The 17691-nt window shown below is 44.0% G+C and carries 18 protein-coding genes; 16 read left to right on the forward strand and 2 right to left on the reverse strand.

Features of this window, described 5'->3' with window-relative positions:
- Positions 1-5 precede the first annotated feature (5 nt).
- The 11 genes from MHB67_RS06065 to MHB67_RS06115 all read left to right on the forward strand — a co-directional run bounded on the left by MHB67_RS06065 (position 6) and on the right by MHB67_RS06115 (position 9672).
- Entirely contained in the window at positions 6-284 is a 279-nt protein-coding gene (locus tag MHB67_RS06065; RefSeq protein WP_003212259.1) for a PTS sugar transporter subunit IIB, read from the forward strand.
- Positions 285-344: 60 nt separating this feature from the next.
- Complete coding sequence (locus MHB67_RS06070) at positions 345-791, forward strand: hypothetical protein (protein ID WP_342492853.1); 447 nt, start codon at positions 345-347, stop codon at positions 789-791.
- Positions 788-1819 (forward strand): alcohol dehydrogenase catalytic domain-containing protein, encoded by a 1032-nt coding sequence (locus MHB67_RS06075; protein ID WP_342492854.1) that lies wholly within the window; start codon positions 788-790, stop codon positions 1817-1819. Before MHB67_RS06070 ends, MHB67_RS06075 begins: the two co-directional genes overlap by 4 nt.
- 180 nt (positions 1820-1999) lie before the next feature.
- Positions 2000-2983, forward strand: a complete 984-nt coding sequence (gene pdhA, locus MHB67_RS06080; RefSeq protein WP_024424949.1) for a pyruvate dehydrogenase (acetyl-transferring) E1 component subunit alpha — start codon at positions 2000-2002, stop codon at positions 2981-2983.
- A 31-nt stretch (positions 2984-3014) separates the two neighbouring features.
- Positions 3015-3995: an alpha-ketoacid dehydrogenase subunit beta gene (locus MHB67_RS06085; protein ID WP_034281944.1), complete on the forward strand. Its 981-nt coding sequence runs from the start codon at positions 3015-3017 to the stop codon at positions 3993-3995.
- 17 nt (positions 3996-4012) lie between these two features.
- On the forward strand, positions 4013-5344 hold the full coding sequence (locus MHB67_RS06090; RefSeq protein ID WP_342492855.1) for a dihydrolipoamide acetyltransferase family protein: 1332 nt from the start codon (positions 4013-4015) through the stop codon (positions 5342-5344).
- A gap of 12 nt (positions 5345-5356) precedes the next feature.
- Positions 5357-6739 carry a dihydrolipoyl dehydrogenase gene (gene lpdA, locus MHB67_RS06095; RefSeq protein ID WP_044334570.1) on the forward strand — a complete coding sequence of 461 codons (1383 nt, stop codon included), beginning with the start codon at positions 5357-5359 and terminating at the stop codon, positions 6737-6739.
- Positions 6740-6764: 25 nt separating this feature from the next.
- Positions 6765-7466, forward strand: coding sequence for an SDR family NAD(P)-dependent oxidoreductase (locus MHB67_RS06100; protein WP_175579094.1), 702 nt, complete (start codon positions 6765-6767; stop codon positions 7464-7466).
- A complete protein-coding gene (locus MHB67_RS06105; RefSeq protein WP_342492924.1) occupies positions 7444-8229 on the forward strand; it encodes an SDR family oxidoreductase in 786 nt (261 codons plus the stop codon). The genes MHB67_RS06100 and MHB67_RS06105 overlap by 23 nt, the downstream gene beginning before the upstream one ends.
- Before the next feature lie 93 nt (positions 8230-8322).
- Positions 8323-9279, forward strand: coding sequence for a sugar-binding transcriptional regulator (locus MHB67_RS06110; protein ID WP_342492856.1), 957 nt, complete (start codon positions 8323-8325; stop codon positions 9277-9279).
- Positions 9280-9342: 63 nt separating this feature from the next.
- A complete protein-coding gene (locus MHB67_RS06115) occupies positions 9343-9672 on the forward strand; it encodes a bh protein (RefSeq protein ID WP_034281483.1) in 330 nt (109 codons plus the stop codon).
- Positions 9673-9846: 174 nt separating this feature from the next.
- Here the strand turns inward: MHB67_RS06115 and MHB67_RS06120 are convergent, their stop codons facing one another.
- Positions 9847-11160, reverse strand: coding sequence for an amino acid permease (locus MHB67_RS06120; protein ID WP_342492857.1), 1314 nt, complete (start codon positions 11158-11160; stop codon positions 9847-9849).
- A gap of 329 nt (positions 11161-11489) precedes the next feature.
- On the opposite strand from MHB67_RS06120, the gene MHB67_RS06125 reads away from it, so the two are divergent.
- On the forward strand, positions 11490-12446 hold the full coding sequence (locus tag MHB67_RS06125; RefSeq protein ID WP_163115240.1) for a ring-cleaving dioxygenase: 957 nt from the start codon (positions 11490-11492) through the stop codon (positions 12444-12446).
- Between the two features lie 33 nt (positions 12447-12479).
- On the opposite strand, the gene MHB67_RS06130 is transcribed toward MHB67_RS06125, so the two are convergent.
- Positions 12480-13769: a trypsin-like peptidase domain-containing protein gene (locus MHB67_RS06130; protein ID WP_103132230.1), complete on the reverse strand. Its 1290-nt coding sequence runs from the start codon at positions 13767-13769 to the stop codon at positions 12480-12482.
- 168 nt (positions 13770-13937) lie between these two features.
- Here MHB67_RS06130 and proG point away from each other — a divergent pair, with 168 nt between their 5' ends.
- From proG to MHB67_RS06150, 4 genes are all read left to right on the forward strand, one after another.
- On the forward strand, positions 13938-14762 hold the full coding sequence (gene proG, locus MHB67_RS06135; protein ID WP_103132229.1) for a pyrroline-5-carboxylate reductase ProG: 825 nt from the start codon (positions 13938-13940) through the stop codon (positions 14760-14762).
- Between the two features lie 189 nt (positions 14763-14951).
- On the forward strand, positions 14952-15776 hold the full coding sequence (locus MHB67_RS06140; protein ID WP_103132228.1) for a M55 family metallopeptidase: 825 nt from the start codon (positions 14952-14954) through the stop codon (positions 15774-15776).
- Between the two features lie 18 nt (positions 15777-15794).
- Positions 15795-16730: an ABC transporter permease gene (locus MHB67_RS06145; RefSeq protein WP_024424621.1), complete on the forward strand. Its 936-nt coding sequence runs from the start codon at positions 15795-15797 to the stop codon at positions 16728-16730.
- Positions 16727-17689 carry an ABC transporter permease gene (locus tag MHB67_RS06150; RefSeq protein ID WP_024424622.1) on the forward strand — a complete coding sequence of 321 codons (963 nt, stop codon included), beginning with the start codon at positions 16727-16729 and terminating at the stop codon, positions 17687-17689. Before MHB67_RS06145 ends, MHB67_RS06150 begins: the two co-directional genes overlap by 4 nt.
- Positions 17690-17691: the final 2 nt, after the last annotated feature.

The raw sequence follows: 17691 nt of genomic DNA on the forward strand, positions 1-17691 counted from the left end.
TTCTAATGGCGAAGAAAATATTAGTTTCATGCGGAACGGCAGTTGCAACATCAACGGTTGTGGCTAAAAAGGTAGAAGAGACATTAAAGGAAAAAGGATATGATGTCGTCGTGGAACAGTGTAAGGCATCTGAAGTCCCGCAAAAAGCGGAAGGCGCCGATTTAATTGTGACGACAACGCCTGTAAGTGATACCAAAGGGACACCTGTGATTCAAACATTATCCTTTTTAACTGGATTTGGTATTGAAGATGATATCGAGAAAATCATCGATCATATCAAGTAGAAGACTATTTCAAGGGGGAGCTTTCGGGCTCCTTCTAGTGATCTGAAAGGAGGAAGTCTCATGCAGCATCATGCTTATAGCCGAACGTCTGCAATGTTGTCTATTTTTCTTCCGGCTGTGCTCATCTGTCTGTTTTTTCTCTGGTCTCTTTATACGTTATGGTCAGCAGGACCTGAGCCTTTAGCTGTGTTAGGCGTTTATACGCTGCCTATTCTCATGCTCTCTAGTATCACAGGACTGAACCAGCCGACAAATGTCGTCATTAGTGAAGATCAACTGAAGATAGGGGCTTTTGGCAGATGGCACACATATGCAGTTTCTGATATTAAAGGAAAGCTATTTTTAAAGCCTTATCCTCATATTGGGAAAGTATATGTCAGGGTGGGGTCATCTCGTATATTCGGAGGGCGCTACTGGATATCAAGTGAGATGAGTGAGTACAAGCAGCTTGTTCAAACGTTACAGGATTTTGCGAAGGGTGATGAAAAGGAGGATGCTGCTACATGAAATCAGCTGTCTTTTATTCTTCAGAGGACATTCGGTATGAGGAGCGGAACCGGCCAGTCATCGGTGATGATGAAGTTCTGTTAAAGCTGCGAGCCTGCGGCTTATGCGGAACGGATATTTACAAAGCAACGCATGAGACAGTACCTCCTGGGACAGTGCTGGGGCATGAAATCGCTGGTGATATTGTCGAGACTGGCAAGCGCGTGACAAATGTCCAAACGGGAGACAGGGTTTATGTGGCGCATCATGTGCCTTGTTTCACCTGTGACTTTTGTCAAAAGGGATTTTATACGATGTGTCCGCAGTTTACAGCCACAAATGTAGAGCCAGGCGGGTTTTCAGAATATATCCGTGTACCTGCTTTGCATGTCAAGCACACGATGGGCAAGCTTCCAAAAGACGTATCGTATGAGCAAGGGGCGATGGTAGAACCGGTTGCCTGCTGTCTGCATGGGTTTGAACGAGCTCCTGTTCATCCAGGAGATTCCGTATTGATCCTTGGAGCGGGGCAAATTGGCTGTATTCAATTGCAGCTCGCCAAATATTATTTGGCTGGGAAAGTGATGATAACAGATGTGAATGAGAACAGGCTGCTGCAAGCGAGGAGTTTAGGTGCAGACGCCTCCTTCCATCCAGCAGCTGAGCCGGTTGAAAACCGGGTGATGAAAGAAACAGATGGAAAGGGAGCAGACCTCGTTATTATTTCTGTTGGGAGCAGTGCGCTTTTAAAAGAGGCGTTTCAGACTGTAGCGCGAGGCGGGACGATTTTGGTGTTTGCTCATTTTCCAAAGGGAGATGTGGCCATTCCTGCTGAACGATTTTTCAATGATGAAGTGAAGGTAGTAGGAGCCTATTCCTCGCATCCATATCATTATCGTGAAGCCCTTGAGCTTTTGAAAGCAAAAGTGGTCAACACTGAAAAGATGGTGACGCATCGTTATCCGTTAAGCCAGCTGCTTCAGGCGATAGAATGTGCAAGGCATCCTGAGGGTGAGAGCGTCAAAATCATGATGTATCCAGATGAATGAGTGTATGAGATTAAAAGAGAAAGAGAAGTTCTTTGGAAAAGGGCTTTGCCTTTCTCTTTTTTTCTGATAAAAGATGAAAACGCTTAAAAATGAGAGAGAAATGCTTGACTTCGATGACACTTAAACGTATGATAATTACAAATGTAACACATAAGAACAAATGTAAAGGGGAGAGAAGAAATGCAAAAACAAATCACTTTGCCTGAACAGATTAGTCATGAGAAATTAGCAGATTTATATAAACAAATGTGGTTAGTGAGATATTTTGATGAAAAGGTCGATCAATTTTTTGCAAAAGGACTTATCCATGGCACCACTCATTTATGTGTTGGACAGGAAGCGTCAGCTGTTGGATCGATTGCCGTATTAGAAGATAAAGATAAGATCGTCAGCACACACAGGGGACACGGTCACTGTATTGCAAAAGGGGCCGAGGTTAATAAAATGATGGCTGAATTGTTTGGACGTGAAACCGGCTATTGTAAAGGAAAAGGCGGCTCCATGCATATTGCGGACTTAGAAAAAGGAAATCTTGGGGCAAATGGAATCGTTGGCGGCGGTATCCCGCTGGCAACAGGTGCAGCGCTCACATCTAAAATGAAGCAGGAAGGCTTTGTTGTTCTTTGTTTCTTCGGAGATGGTGCCACAAATGAAGGCAGCTTCCATGAAGCATTAAACCTTGCGTCTATTTGGGATTTACCAGTTGTGTTTATTTGTGAAAATAACCAGTACGGCATGTCTGGCCCTGTGAAAGAAATGATCAACATTGAAGACATTTCAACAAGAGCAGAAAGCTACGGAATGCCAGGAAAAACGGTTGATGGAAATGACATGGTCGAAATTATGAACACAGTTGATGAAGCAGTCAGCCGTGCGAGAGCGGGAGAAGGCCCATCACTCATTGAAATGAAAACATACCGCTGGAAGGGTCACTCTAAGAGTGATGCGAAAAAATACCGTACACGTGAAGAAGAGACAGAGTGGAGACAAAAAGACGGAATCAAACGCTTTAAGTCTCTCTTAATTGAACTGAATGTTTTGACAGAAGAGCAGGCAGCAAGCTTACAGGAAGAAGCAAAGCAGGAAATTGAAGCGTCTGTCGAATTCGCCAAAAACAGTAAAGAACCGTCAATTGACACACTATTAGAGGATGTATACGCCTAATTAGGAGGGGAATCACGTGACAAAAACAACAGTGAGAGAGATTTCATATTTAGAAGCTGTTCGAGAGGCTATGAGTCAGGAAATGAGAGAAAACCAAGATGTCTTCATTTTAGGTGAAGATATCGGCGTATATGGAGGTGCTTTTGGGGTCACGCGCGGCATGATTGAAGAATTCGGTCCAGAGCGCGTTCGCAATACACCTATCTCAGAGGCTGCCATCGCAGGTGGGGCAGTCGGAGCGGCTTTAACTGGTATGCGTCCTATTTTAGAACTTCAATTCTCTGACTTTATCACAATCGCAATGGATCAGCTTGTGAACCAAGCAGCCAAAACACGATACATGTTTGGCGGAAAAGGAAAGGTGCCGCTTGTCGTAAGAACACCAGCAGGTTCAGGAACGGGTGCAGCGGCGCAGCACTCACAAAGCTTAGAAGCGTGGATGGCGCATATTCCAGGACTTAAAGTGGTTCAGCCTTCAACAGCCTATGATGCAAAAGGACTTTTAAAAGCGGCGATGGATGATGACAATCCTGTCATTTTCTACGAGCACAAGCTTTTATATAAAACAATCGGTGAAGTGCCTGAAGAGCAATATTCCATTCCTCTAGGGAAAGCAGATGTGAAAAGAAGCGGGAAAGACGTCACGATTGTAGCAACAGCGATTATGGTACACAAAGCGTTAGAAGCGGCGAAGGAACTAGAAGCTGAGGGAATCGATGTTGAAATCATTGACCCAAGAACACTTGTGCCATTAGATGAAGAAACGATTATCGAATCTGTGAAGAAAACAGGTAAATGTATTGTCGTTCATGAAGCGGTAAAACGAGGCGGCTATGGCGGAGAGATTGCAAGTATGATAGCGGAAAGTGAAGCCTTTGACTACTTAGATGCTCCAATTAAACGACTTGGCGGTCTTGCGGTTCCAATACCATACAACCCAACGCTGGAAAAAGCGGTCATTCCACAAGTGCCAGATATTATTGAAGCAGCAAAAGAGCTTGTGCGCTCTTAAGTAAAGGGGAGAAGATCATGCCAAAAGAGATATTTATGCCGAAGCTGAGCAGTACGATGGAAGTCGGCACCTTGCTTCAATGGTTTAAAGAAGAAGGGGATTCGGTTGAAATCGGTGAGCCTCTTTTTGAAATTATGACAGACAAGATCAATATTGAGGTGGAAGCCTATGATGATGGTATTTTTCTAAAGAAATATTATGAAGCCGATGATCAAATTCCAGTTAATGCTGTCATTGGATACATCGGAGAGGCAAATGAACAGGTGCCAAGTGAACCGCCAGCACAATCAGATGAAGATTCACCAGGCAGCAGCGAATCGTCTTCATCAGACGCGGGTTCATCCAGTTCTAGTGAAAGTGAAGCCCCAAAAACACCTAATGAAAAAGTACGTGCCACACCTGCGGCGAGAAAAACGGCAAAGGATCATCATGTAGCGATTCATGAGGTATCTGGCACAGGACCTAAAGGCAGAGTTCAAAAGCGTGACGTCGAGGCGGCCGTCCACTCTAGTGAGAAAGATCAGCGCGTGTCACCACTTGCAGAAAAAGTGGCTGCTCGTGATGGAATCAATTTAGCGAATGTTGCTGGATCTGGTGCACACGGAAAAATTATGAAGAGTGATGTAATGGCAGCAGCTGCACAAACAGCAGAGTCTTCTCCAGCGAAAACACAAAAACTAGCTGGCATGAGAAAAGTGATTGCTGACCGCATGTCACAAAGTGCCTTTACAGCACCGCACGTGACATTAACAAGTGAAATCGATATGACAAAAGCGAAAGAAGTACGCAAACAGCTATTGCCAGCGATTGAAAAAGAGACAGGCTACAGACTGTCGTTCACAGAAATTATCATTCATGCGGTCAGCAACGTACTCACACGCCACCCGCAGATCAATATGACGTTTGAACAAAATGAGCTCCATTTCCATGATGATGTGCACATTGGTCTTGCTGTCGCTGTAAAAGATGGCTTAATGGTTCCAGTCATTTCTCATGCGAACCAAAAAGGGTTAAAACAGCTGACAAAAGAGGCAAAAGAAATCGGCCGAAACGCACGTGACCAAAAACTGCTGCCAGACCAGCTGAAAGGGTCCACTTTTACCATTAGTAATTTAGGGATGTATGCCATTGATACCTTTACCCCGATTATTAATCAGCCGGAAGTGGCGATCTTAGGGGTTGGGCGCATTCAAGAAAAACCTGTTGTAGTAGATGGAGAAATTCAGGTGCGGCCGATGATGGGCGTTAGTTTATCGTTTGATCACCGAGTGGTAGATGGCGCACCAGCGGCTGCCTTTTTAACAGATCTTAAAAAAGTGCTTGAACAACCATTTGAATTGCTAATGTAGGAGATGAATCGGATGACGAAAACGTATGATCTGACAGTCATTGGCGGAGGGCCTGGCGGGTATACTGCCGCCCTTCAAGCAGCTGAGCGTGGACGGAAGGTCGCATTGATTGAAGAGGATTTTCTAGGCGGTACTTGTTTAAATCGGGGCTGTATTCCTTCAAAGACGCTGCTCAAACATGCAGAAGTCATTGAATCAATTGAGAAGGCGAAAAGCTGGGGAATTGAAACAGGTGACTTGGTCCTTTCCTTCGATAAAATGAGAAAGCGCAAAGATGACGTCATTGAAAAGCTCAGAGGCGGAATTGCCTTTTTATTAAAGCAAGGAAAGATTGATGTATATAACGGCAGAGGTACAGCTGTTACAAAGCACCGGATTGAGATTGAAAAGCAAGATGGGGCAGAATCGATCGAAACGAAAGAACTCATCATTGCTACTGGATCTTCACCTGCCATTCCGCCAATACCAGGCCTTAAAGACATTCAATTTGACACAAGTGATACGATCTTTGACATCCCAGATATTCCGGCTTCTGTCGTCATCATTGGCGGCGGTGTCATTGGACTTGAGCTGGCTTGTATCTTCCAGAGTCTTCAATCAAAAGTCACGATTATCGAAGCGGCTCCGTCTATTATTCCGCAAGAGGATGAGGAAGCATCTAAGCTGCTAGAAAGAGAATTAAAGAAAAAAGGCATCCATATCGCGAAAAAAACCACTGTGACAGAGGTGACAGAAAGCGAGGGAATCAAAGCAGTTCATGCATCAGACGATAAAGGAGAGACGCATATCTTTACGGCTGAAAGACTGCTTGTTTGTGTAGGAAGAAGACCTAGCGTTTCTGCTGTCAGCCAGCTTGACCTTCAGCTGGATGGTCCTTTTATCAAGGTGAACGACAAGATGCAGACAAGCGTGGAAGGTGTCTATGCAGTTGGGGATGTCGCTGGCGGCTATCAGCTTGCTCACGCAGCAATGGCAGAGGCCGCTGTTGCGGTCAGTAATATTTGCGGTGTGTCTGAAAAAATGAATGCTGATATCATGCCTAGATGTATTTATACATTACCAGAGGTAGCAAGTGTTGGTTTAACTGAAAAAGAGGCAAAAGCCAAAGGACTTAACGTGCGGGCAGAACGATTTGATTTAGCAGCAAGTGGTAAGGCACTAGCGGCAGGCGAGCAAACAGGTTTTATTAAATTGGTATATGATACAGCCTATGGTGAAGTGATTGGTGCGACGATGGTTGGCCCGCACGTCACAGAGATGATTTCAGAAGCTTCCTCCTTTATGTATTTAGAAGGAACAGCAGAAGAGATGGCGAAAATGATTCATCCGCATCCGACCATCTCAGAAGGTTTTTATGAAGCAGCACTTGATATCGTGAGTAAGCTGAGAAAATAATTGCCAAACAAGGGATAGGGAGGAGATGCATGTGCACGTCCAGCTTCATCAGAAAGCGGCACTTGTGACAGGTAGCACAGATGGATTTGGAGAAGCCATCTGCCTGGCTTTAGCCCGGGCAGGTGCACATGTTTTTTTACACACGTTTCATGATGAATCAAAGGCTAAAACCATTCGTGAAGACATTCAAAAAATGGGCGGTCAAGCGAGTATCATTCAGAACCCGCTGGAAACGCCGCGTGATGCCACACGGATGCTGAGGCAAGTGATTGATACATGCGGTAAACTGGATATTTTGGTCAATCAAGCTGAACAAGGAGCGGACGCGGAGCTTGATGACGTGAGTCCAGATGAGTGGGTAGATGAAGTGGAATCGGCTGTAAATACCGTCTTTCTTTCCAGTCAGGCTGCTGTATGGCATATGGTTGATCAGAAGCAAGGCTGCATCATTAATATATCGTCATCAGGCAGTATCACAGGTGATGGCGGGATCTCACATGCTACATCGAATTCTATGCTGAATGCCATGACAAAAGGGTTAGCAAGAGAATTTAAAGACAAAGGCATTCGGGTGCTTGCGCTGCTGCCTCCGCCTCTCGATTTGGTTCCTGATACAGAGCAAATCAAGGAGACTGTGGCCCATATGACGGTATTTCTCAGTACATCCTATGGTGCATTTACAGATGGCGCGGCGATTATGCTTGATGGAGGTGAGAGTGCTGGCTAATGTGCAAAAACCAGTTCTCATCGTTGGCGGAGCCCAAGGGATCGGAAAAGAAATTGCTGAGCGATTTTTAAAAGAAGGGCACCAAGTCGCCGTGTCAGATATAGACGAAAAGGGACTTTCGCTCTTAAAGACACAGTATCCTCAGCTGCTGATATTTCAAGCTGACGTTTCATCGTGGGAAAGTGTTCAGCAAATGATATCAGCAGCTGAAAGGGAGCTGGGCGGTATTGCTCACCTTGTGTATTCAGCAGGAATGACAAAATCACTGCCTTTTTTAGAAGTCGATTTTTCACTTTGGAAAAAGACACTGGCTGTGAACTTATATGGTCTTTACTATTGCATCAAAGCGTTGGCACCCTATATGTGTGAGCGGCAGGAAGGCAGTGTTGTCATTATTGGATCGGGATCGGCAATCACCGGATCAGGCGGTGGTATTCAATATTATGCATCAAAAGCAGGGGCTTTTGGATTGATGCGTTCGCTCGTAAAGGAACTAGGCTCGCATCATATACGCATCAATGTGATTGCCCCCCGTGTCATTGAATCTCAAATGCTTGATACGCTCTATCCTACTGTAGAGGAGAAACGGCAGCTGCAATCACTCATTCCCATCGGAAGATTAGGAAAGCCTGAGGATATTGCCGGACTCACTTTATTTCTCACACGTAGCGAGGGAAGTTATTTGCACGGACAAATTATCCTGTTAGACGGAGGGAGAACGTATCAGCCGAAATATACTGAGGGAAAAAGAGCGGAGAGTTAATCGCTCTTTTTGTCATTTTCATAACAATTGTTCCAATTGGAAACGAATGTTTGGTATACTGGTAATCATAGTATATTAAAAGGATGATGTCACATGCTGAATTGGGAAGAAAGACGACAGCTCGTCAAAGTTGCTCATCTTTATTATACAGACGGGTGGACGCAGCAGGAAATTGCAAAAAAGCTCAATGTCTCAAGACCAGTCATTTCAAAGCTCTTACAAAAAGCAAAAGATGTGGGAATCGTTGAAGTGTACATTAAAGACGAAAGCATTCATACGGTGGAACTTGAAAAGCAGCTAGAAACAACCTTTCAATTAACAGATGCGGTCGTTGTCCCAAGTGTCGGGACAATGTCTGAGATGGTGAAGCGGGCAGTCGGTCAAGCAGGCGCCTATTATTTGTCTAAAAACATGAAAGATGCGGAGAAAATCGGTATTTCATGGGGCACGACGCTTGCTGAGCTTGTCAAAGAATATCCTTTTGAACGAAGAAATGATGTGAAGGTCATTCCTTTAGAGGGCGGAATGGGCAGGCAGGCGGTCGACATTCATGCCAATCAGCTGGCATATGAGCTGGCAAAGAAAATGAACGGCACGTGTTCCTATTTATATGCCCCTGCGATTTTAGAAACAGAAGAATTAAAAGAACGGCTTATGGCGATGCAGGACATAGAAGCTGTGCTTGAAGAAGGTAGAAATGTGGATATTGCCCTCATCGGTATTGGCAACCCGCATAAAGGGTCAACTTTAAAAACAGTCGGTTATTTAAAAGAAGAGGACTTATCTGGTTTAAGGCAATCAGGGGCTGTCGGTGATATTGGCTTTCGTTTCTTTGATGGAGAAGGAAAACCTGTTCAAGATGAACTGAATCAAAAGGTCATTGGCTTATCGCTGGAACAATTAAAGAGCATCAAAACGGTCATCGCTGTTGTAGAAGGAACCCATAAAGCTGAGAGCATTTTAGGGGCTTTAAATGGGGGCTTCATCCAAGTACTGGTGACAGACGAACTAACGGCGGCAGCCATTTTAAAGGAAGCATCCGTTCAATAAAAGACTGGCAGCGTTCGAATGGTATAACAAGAGCAACATCAAACGAGAAAGGAGCTGTGTATCTTGAAGCAAACCGAAATGGAAGCAAACCTACACTGTACTCGGTGCCAAGAAGAGACCCTCCACAGCATCGTTTATGTGAATGATCAGATGAAAAGCGTTGAGTGTACAGAGTGTCATCAAAAGATCAGTGTGCAAGTCGACATCATGAAGGAATTTTACAAGGAAGTATACGAGAAAATAGCAACAAAGCCAAAGCGGATCACGCAGGAATATAAGTCGAACCTGAATGGATTTATCTCAAGACTCCCAATCCGCGTGCTTAGTAAGCCATACCGGCTCATGAGATATTTAAACGAATCATACAAAGTGATCAAACAATATAAAAAATGAAGCAGAGACCGTTTAGCGCTCTGCTTCAGCGTGTAGGCAAACCCTCGCATTTTTTGTCAGTCCTCTGTTCCTGTGCTCACGAATGTCACATTCTCTCCACTCCGGTACTCGTCTTTCCTAGACTGCAAAGGTTTTCTATTACGCTGAGAAGAAGGAAAAAAAGCAGAGCACTGATTAGTGCTCTGCTTTTTTCATATAATAATAAATAGGCAGTCCGGCCATCCCGATCAGCATGGAGATCAGGCAGCTTTTCCAATCGGTGATCATGGTGCTGATTAAAACGAATAATGAACCGATAATCGCAATGATCGGCGTCAGCGGGTAAAGTGGTACACTGTACGCACGCTTCATTCCGCTGTTTTGTTTTCTCAGCTTAAAGACGGCGAAAAAGGCCATGACATAAAAGATGTAGATCATGAAAATCGACACCTCAGACAGCTTCTCTGGATTACTGACGATCATAAACACAATGGCGATCAAAATTTGCACAAATACAGCGATCCAAGGTGTTTTAAACGTTGGATGAATCCGCGAAATCGCGTTGGCGAAAGGAATCTGCTTTCGTTCTGCCATCGCAAAAATCACACGTGGGAATGAAAGAACCTTTCCGTTCAAACAGCCAAAGATACTGATGATGATCCCAATACTAATGATTTTTCCGCCAATTGGTCCAAAGAGCATGGTAGCAGCAGTGCTTGTCGCATTTTCACCTAACTGGACAATTTGATCAGCTGGCAGCACGTGCAAAAGTGCGACATTAATAAAGAGATAACAAGCCGTCACGATTAAAATTCCGCCTGCCATCGCGCGAGGAAGCAGTTTCTCAGGGTTTTTCATTTCACCCCCAAGCGCAGCAAGTAAAATCCAGCCATCATAGGCAAACAGCGTAGCCAAAATCGCTGCACCGAAGTTCATTTGAGCGATACTATCGTTGACGGCCATCAAGATGTTTTCGTTACCTTTCCATATGCCAAACACAATAATCGCGGCAATTGGGACAAGCTTTCCGATAGTAGTCAGCCCCTGAACAAATCCGCCGTATTTTGTTCCCATGATGTTAATGATACATAATAATAAAACGGTGATAATGCCGATCGTTGTAGACCACAAAGTCGAAAGAGAAAATAAATTGGCTAATAATGAACCAAAATAAAGACCAAGTGCACCAATGATGGCGGGTCCGTAAATAATAATCTGCACCCAGCCGCATAAGTAGCCCCAAAATTCACCATACACTTCTTCAAGATAGGCGTACAAACCGCCGGTTCTCGGGATTTGTGTACCAATTTCAGCGACAGTCAGTCCGCCTGCAAGGGTTAAGATCCCACCTAACAGCCAAGCGAATAATGCGATGTCTGAGCTTCCTGAATAGGAAAGGACGTTGCCTGGCTTCATAAAGACGCCTGACCCGATAATGGTCCCGATGACAAGAGATAGGGCGAAAAATAAGCCGATGTCTTGTTTTAACGCTGGTTGTTCTTTGTTCATTACACACGACCTCCTGCATCACTTTCGTACGTTACTGTGACATGTATTTTGTTCATTGTAATACGATTTTAGGAAAACAAGAATTAAAAAAATTTTCTGATTTTCGTATTTGTATTTAAAAGTGTTCTTTTATTGGAGATATTAGGGTAAATGTTGTGTTAAAAACGAACAATGAAAGTTTATTTTTGATTTAATGTTAATTTAATGACCGAAAACCGAACATCTGGTAAACGTGCGATCAAATGGTTGACTTTTCTTGAAAAATGAACTATTTTATTCATAAGGATATTATCTCGAATTCGAGATAATTTAAAATAGGAGTGAAAATAATGAAAATCAATGGGATTCACCACGTATCTGCGTTAACAGCCAATGCTCAGAAAAATGTTGATTTCTACCGCCAAATCCTTGGCTTGAAACTTGTAAAGAAAACAGTCAATCAGGATGACCCGTCTATGTATCATTTGTTTTATGGAGATGAGGTCGCTTCACCAGGAACAGAGCTAACATTCTTTGAAATTCCAATGCTTGCCCGCCGTTTGGAAGGGACAAATGCGATCACAAGCACAGGTCTTCTCGTTTCTTCTGAAGAGGCACTCACGTTTTGGGAAAAGCGGTTTGAAGATAAAGGCGTGCAGCAAGAAACAGCTTCCTTGAGAGGCGGAAGACCTGCTTTGCGTTTTAAAGACCCAGAAGGGCAGCAGCTGTTTTTAACAGTAGAACCGAACGCACAAGAAGAAGGCTCACCGCCAGTGCATGACGATATTCCGGCAGAGTATGCGATTAGAGGTTTAGGTCCAGTTGAATTAACTGTTGCAGAAGCTGATAAGACGATCCGTGTTTTAACAGACATCCTTGGATTCACTGAAAGAGCACGTGAACAATCAAATGATGGTGAGATCGTGACCATTTTTGAATCAGGAAATGGCGGTGCTGGAACAGAAATTCATGTGATTGAAAAAACAGAAGGGCCTTCTGAACGTTCCGGCAGAGGCAGTGTGCATCACGTCGCATTTCGCGTGAAGGATGCAGAGGAGCTTGAAAAATGGTATGAAAAAATCTCAAAAGCAGGCTTTACGAACTCTGGTGTTGTAGAACGCTTTTACTTTAAAGCTCTTTACTTTAGAGAGCCAAATGGTATTTTATTTGAAATTTCAACCGATGGCCCTGGGTTTACAGTGGATGAAGGGGTGGACGAACTTGGTGATCAATTAGCCCTTCCACCGTTCCTAGAGCATAAACGAGCAGAAATTGAACAAAGACTAACGCCAATTCAGTCTTCATAAAAAAAACAGCTCATCAACTGAGCTGTTTTTTTATTAGGAACTGACCTGCTTAGATTCAGATTGTGTTAATGTGACCTGCTTTGTTTTTTGTTTTCCGTTTCGAATGAGGGTGATGCTCACGGTGTCTCCTACTTTTGCATTCGTGTATAGCTCATGACGTAATTCACTGCCAGTTTTGATTTGTTTCCCATTGATGCCGGTAATGACATCCTCTGACTTTAAGCCAGCTTTGGCGGCAGGTGAACCTGCGGCGATATCTTTGACGTACACGCCTTGATCGAGCTGACTGCTTTTAAGTCCGAGAGTTTCTTTTTGATACACATCTGGAACTTGTTCGAGATCCAGCATGCTGATGCCGATATATGGACGTTCAATTTTTCCTTTTGTGAGAAGCTGATCAGCGATTGGTTTGACATCATTGATTGGCAGTGCGAACCCAATGCCTTCAACACCTGTTTCAGAGATTTTCATACTCGTGATCCCCACAACCTTTCCGTCTGTCGTCAGAAGCGGACCGCCGCTGTTACCTGGGTTAATAGCTGCATCTGTTTGAATGACATTAATGCTGCTTTCGCCTGCTGATGTGTTCATAGAGACTGTTCGGTCGACGCCGCTGACAATTCCTTGTGTCACCGTTCTTGAAAGATCTTCACCAAGCGGGTTTCCGATCGCAATGACGGTTTCTCCAGCACGCAGTGATGAGGAATTGCCTAATGCCGCCACCTTCGTCACATGACTGCTGCTAATTTCTACAACGGCTAAGTCAGTGAGCGGATCAGCTCCAACCAGTTTTCCTTCAATGGTTTTGCCATCGTGTAAGGATACGGTTAGTTTATTTGCGCCTTCAATGACGTGGTTGTTTGTTAAGACATAGGCTTTATTGCCTGATTTTTTGAAAATGACTCCTGAGCCTGTACCGGTTTCTTCCTCTTGACTGCTTTTGTTTTGCTGTGATTCATCGAAAGGCGTACTGAAATCGCCAAAGCTCGTGTCTGTTTGAGTTTGCGCTTGGTAGTTTGTAATGCCGACAATAGCTGGTGATACATTTTCGACCATGCTGGAGATGCTGCTTGATGAATTTGATGTTTGGACGGCTGTTGCTTTTGACGAATTCGTGTGATTTGTCGATACTGCTTCTGTTTTTGCTGCCGAATCATTTGCGGTGCTGTCTGATGAATGCTGAGCATATGGCGTAAGAACGTAGACACCTAACGCTAATGTACCGCCTACAACACCGCTGACAAATGGCTTAAACCAGCCGTTTGGCTTTTTCTGTTTTTGAGGTTGTTCAATTATTTGTTTGTCATCTTTGTGCTCTGTCATTTCAATCACTCTCTTTCAATGATTTTTTCATGTATGTGTTTGGGTGTTTTACCGTATGTGGTGGGGACTGACTTTATCGTATGAAAAAAGTGTGGGATAAAAATGAAAACATTGTGGGAAATTGTTAAAATAAGTAGTAAATCTAAGCAAGATAGAGGAGATTAAACTGTGGAGACAATTGGAATCATTGGATATGGAAGTATGGCTGATATGATGGTCCAAAAGTGGCTGGAAAATGGGGTGCTGGATGCTCATCAAATCATGATCCATACAAGAAGTGAAACGGAGCGCCTTCATCAGCTCAAAGAAAAGCACCAAGAAATCAACATTTGTTCATTAGAGGAACTATCTGCGTCATGTGATATATTGTTTGTCTGCGTGCCGCCGCTTGCTGTACTAAATGTTCTGGATCAGCTGCCTTCTAAAGGGAGAGCGGTACATATTGTGTCAGTAGCAGCAGCTGTGACCTTAGAAAAGTTACAGGCGCATACAGCGCAGCCAGTATCCAGATACATCCCAACGCTCACGTCAGCTGTTGGGACAGGCGTATCACTTGTTGCGCATGGTGCAGCTCCAGGACGTGAGGACAAGGAGCGTTTGCACCGGCTGCTTTCAGCTTTTAGCATCGTGAGGGAGGTAGAGGAAGACCGGTTTGATGCGGCGAGCAATTTGACAAGCTCATCTCCTGGTTTTATCGCTGCTCTTTTTGAAGAAATGGCGAAAGCGGCTGTGAGAAATAGTGATCTTTCCTTAGAGGAAGCGAATGAATTTTTAACGTATGCCCTTTTAGGAACTGGCCAGGTCCTCGTAGAACGAGGCCTAACCTTTGCTGAAACTGTCGATAGAGTGGCGACAAAAGGGGGAATTACAGGAGAAGGTGCTGAGGTCATTCAACAGCAGGCACCTCAGATGTTTGATGATTTATTTACACAAACTATGAAGAAATATGAACAGCTGAAATCGCAGATTAACGAAGCGGATAAACACCACTAAAGACATAGTTAGTGGTGTTTTATTTGTTAAAAAAATCCTTTCTAAAAAAGCCGTTTGACCTGTATTATCTGAGTCTAAACTCCTTATTTTCAGACATTGTATTGAAAAATCAATCAAGTTCTCATATAATTTTTTAGAAAATTTAGAAAAATATACACAAATTTTATGTTTAATTAAAGGGGGATGGGAATGAAGCTCTATCTATCTGTCGATATGGAGGGAATTACTGGTCTAGCTGATCATACATTTGTTGATTCACGCCAGCATAACTACGAGCGGGGCAGACGCATTATGACGGGTGAAGTGAACGCCTGTGTAGAAGCGCTTGTCCAGCATGGTGCCACCGACATTTTGGTGAATGACAGTCATTCTAAAATGAATAATCTTTTGATTGAAGAACTGCATGAAGAGGCAGTTCTCATATCAGGTGACGTAAAGCCTTATTCAATGGTGCAAGGATTGGATCAAACCTATGATGCAGCTGTTTTTTTAGGCTATCATGCAAGGGCATCAATGAAAGGTGTGATGTCACACAGTATGATTTTTGGGGTCAGACATTTTTACATAAATGATCATCCAATTGGTGAAATGGGCTTTAATGCGTATGTTGCAGGCTACTATGGTGTGCCGGTGATTCTTGTTTGCGGGGATGATCAAGCAGCACTTGAGGCAGAAAAGCTGATGCCTGGTGTGAAAACAGTGGCAGTGAAAGAGACCATCTCAAGATCTGCTGTGAAATGCTTACCTCCTGCCAAAGTCAATCAACAAATCTCGCAGCAAGTGGAAGCCGCGATGAAACAGATTGATCAAATGACGCCGCTGACGCCTCCTGATCAGCCGCTGCTTAAGATTGAGTTTGCCAATTATGGACAAGCTGAATGGGCGAATTTAATGCCCGGTACTGCCATCATAGAAGGAACAACGACGGTGACGTACCAGGCAGACAATATATTAGAAGCCTATCAAGCGATGCTTGTCATGACAGAGCTTGCCGCACGTACAACATTTTGTTAAGCGAGGGGGAGACAGCAGATGGCCAGCTTTTTGCTCAAGCGTTTTATTGCGATGATTGCCACGATCTTAACGATTACGACTTTAACGTTTATTTTAATGAAGGTCATCCCAGGATCGCCTTTCAATGAAGAACGAAATACAAACGAAACCGTCCAGCGAAACCTCGAAAGCTACTATCACTTAGACGAACCACTCTATGTTCAATATGTCATCTATTTAAAATCCATTGTTACCTTTGATTTTGGTCCTTCCATTAAAAAGCCTTCTGAAAGTGTCAATGATCTATTGGCGAGAGGCTTCCCAGTCTCATTAGAACTTGGTCTTATCTCAATATTGATTGCTGTTATCTCTGGTATCCTGCTAGGGGTTATGGCTGCCCTCCGGCATAATGGTTTGATTGATTACATCGCCATGACGATTGCTGTATTCGGTATATCCATTCCAAACTTTATCTTTGCTACCTTATTAATTCAGCAGCTTGCTGTCAATTTGAAGCTCTTTCCTACAGCGATGTGGACAAGTCCAATGCATATGGTGCTGCCTACAATCGCCCTTGCTGTCAGCCCAATGGCCATTATCGCCAGGTTAACGAGGTCAAGCATGATTGAAGTGCTGTCGCAAGACTATATCCGTACGGCCAAAGCAAAAGGACTTTCTCCCTTTAAAATTGTATTTAAACATGCGCTTCGAAATGCACTTTTACCCGTTGTAACCATTCTTGGAACACTTGTCGCAAGTATTTTAACAGGAAGTTTTGTCATTGAAAAAATATTTGCCATTCCTGGAATGGGAAAATACTTTGTCGAGAGCATAAACAACCGTGATTATCCTGTCATCATGGGAACCACTGTTTTTTACAGCATTATTTTAATCACACTTCTCTTCATTGTCGATGTGGCGTATCGTCTCCTTGATCCAAGGATTCAGCTGCATCAGAAAGGAGGAAAGGCATGAGTATACACCTTCAGCATGATCCACCGAACAGGCATCCTGAAGTGCCGGACGAATGGTTTTCTCCACGAGAGCAAAAGAAAACAGAAGCCCATGCCATTAAAAGACCCTCTCTTTCCTATTGGGCAGATACATGGAGGCGGCTGAAGCAAAATAAGCTTGCGATGTTTAGTCTATCGGTTCTGATTTTTCTTTTTGTCATGGCAGTCTTAGGCCCATTGCTTGCGCCAAATAGTGTGACAGAGCAGCGTCTTTCGATGCAAAATCTGCCGCCCTCAGCTGCTCACTGGTTTGGAACAGATGAGCTTGGACGAGATGTGTTTACTCGCACTTGGTACGGAGCACGCATTTCGTTATTTGTGGGTGTCATGGCAGCCCTGATTGATTTTGCCATCGGTGTGATTTATGGGGGCATAGCCGGCTATAAAGGCGGACGCTATGACCATGTCATGATGCGGATTGTCGAGGTGCTCTACGGACTTCCTTATTTACTTGTCGTCATTTTATTGATGGTGCTCATGGGGCCAGGGCTTGTCACCATTATTGTAGCGCTCACTGTCACCGGATGGATTGGAATGGCAAGAATTGTGAGAGGTCAGGTTCTTCAGCTGAAAAGCCAGGAATATGTCCTTGCCTCAAAGACCTTTGGTGCCAAAAGCCTGCGGATCATTCGCCGCAACCTGCTGCCGAATACGATGGGGCCGATTATCGTCCAAATGACCCTGACTGTGCCGACCGCGATATTTGCTGAAGCGTTCTTAAGCTTTCTCGGTTTAGGTATTCAAGCACCATTTGCAAGCTGGGGCGTGATGGCCAATGATGCTTTGCCGACTGTGCTGTCAGACAATGGACATTGGTGGCGTTTATTTTTCCCGGCATTTTTTATTTCACTTACGATGTTTTGCTTTAACAATTTAGGTGATGGCTTGCAAGATGCGCTTGATCCAAAGATGAAGAGGTGATG

Origin of the sequence: Bacillus sp. FSL H8-0516 (assembly GCF_038635285.1) — a bacterium.
Taxonomy (GTDB): domain Bacteria; phylum Bacillota; class Bacilli; order Bacillales; family Bacillaceae; genus Bacillus; species Bacillus safensis.

Bases quoted from the DNA above. Each gene is read 5' to 3' on its own strand.
- MHB67_RS06070 (WP_342492853.1), top strand. From the start codon at position 345: ATGCAGCATCATGCTTATAGCCGAACGTCTGCAATGTTGTCTATTTTT.
- MHB67_RS06150 (WP_024424622.1), top strand. From the start codon at position 16,727: ATGAGTATACACCTTCAGCATGATCCACCGAACAGGCATCCTGAAGTG.
- MHB67_RS06140 (WP_103132228.1), top strand. From the start codon at position 14,952: ATGAAGCTCTATCTATCTGTCGATATGGAGGGAATTACTGGTCTAGCT.
- lpdA (WP_044334570.1), top strand. From the start codon at position 5,357: ATGACGAAAACGTATGATCTGACAGTCATTGGCGGAGGGCCTGGCGGG.
- MHB67_RS06100 (WP_175579094.1), top strand. From the start codon at position 6,765: ATGCATGTGCACGTCCAGCTTCATCAGAAAGCGGCACTTGTGACAGGT.
- MHB67_RS06065 (WP_003212259.1), top strand. From the start codon at position 6: ATGGCGAAGAAAATATTAGTTTCATGCGGAACGGCAGTTGCAACATCA.
- MHB67_RS06110 (WP_342492856.1), top strand. From the start codon at position 8,323: ATGCTGAATTGGGAAGAAAGACGACAGCTCGTCAAAGTTGCTCATCTT.
- MHB67_RS06105 (WP_342492924.1), top strand. From the start codon at position 7,444: ATGGAGGTGAGAGTGCTGGCTAATGTGCAAAAACCAGTTCTCATCGTT.
- MHB67_RS06125 (WP_163115240.1), top strand. From the start codon at position 11,490: ATGAAAATCAATGGGATTCACCACGTATCTGCGTTAACAGCCAATGCT.
- MHB67_RS06145 (WP_024424621.1), top strand. From the start codon at position 15,795: ATGGCCAGCTTTTTGCTCAAGCGTTTTATTGCGATGATTGCCACGATC.
- MHB67_RS06090 (WP_342492855.1), top strand. From the start codon at position 4,013: ATGCCAAAAGAGATATTTATGCCGAAGCTGAGCAGTACGATGGAAGTC.
- MHB67_RS06130 (WP_103132230.1), bottom strand. From the start codon at position 13,769: ATGACAGAGCACAAAGATGACAAACAAATAATTGAACAACCTCAAAAA.
- pdhA (WP_024424949.1), top strand. From the start codon at position 2,000: ATGCAAAAACAAATCACTTTGCCTGAACAGATTAGTCATGAGAAATTA.
- MHB67_RS06120 (WP_342492857.1), bottom strand. From the start codon at position 11,160: ATGAACAAAGAACAACCAGCGTTAAAACAAGACATCGGCTTATTTTTC.
- MHB67_RS06075 (WP_342492854.1), top strand. From the start codon at position 788: ATGAAATCAGCTGTCTTTTATTCTTCAGAGGACATTCGGTATGAGGAG.